General features: G+C 61.3%; 1 pseudogene. It reads right to left on the reverse strand.

Annotated features, from left to right (window positions below):
• Positions 1–136: pseudogene (locus SB719_RS22185) on the reverse strand (M20/M25/M40 family metallo-hydrolase); the annotation flags it as partial.
• Positions 137–243 lie beyond the last annotated feature (107 nt).

Genomic DNA, 243 nt, shown 5'->3' on the forward strand with positions numbered 1-243 from the left:
TTAACGCTTCGACGACTTTTACCGTACCGTTGTGGGCACTGGCTTCTTCATCAGAGGTGATCAGAAATGCCAGTCGCCCCGTATGGTTGGGATGTTGTGCGACAAAACGTTCTGCCGCCACCACCATCGCCGCCAGCCTGCACATCCACCCGGGCTCCGCGCGGGCGCGTATCGCCACCGCGAAGCGACTGCTGATGATCGCCCGGGTCGTGCTTGAGCAAGAGGCCGCTGCATGATCAGCGC

This window comes from Pantoea sp. SIMBA_079, from assembly GCF_046940275.1.
Taxonomy (GTDB): Bacteria; Pseudomonadota; Gammaproteobacteria; order Enterobacterales; family Enterobacteriaceae; genus Pantoea; species Pantoea borealis.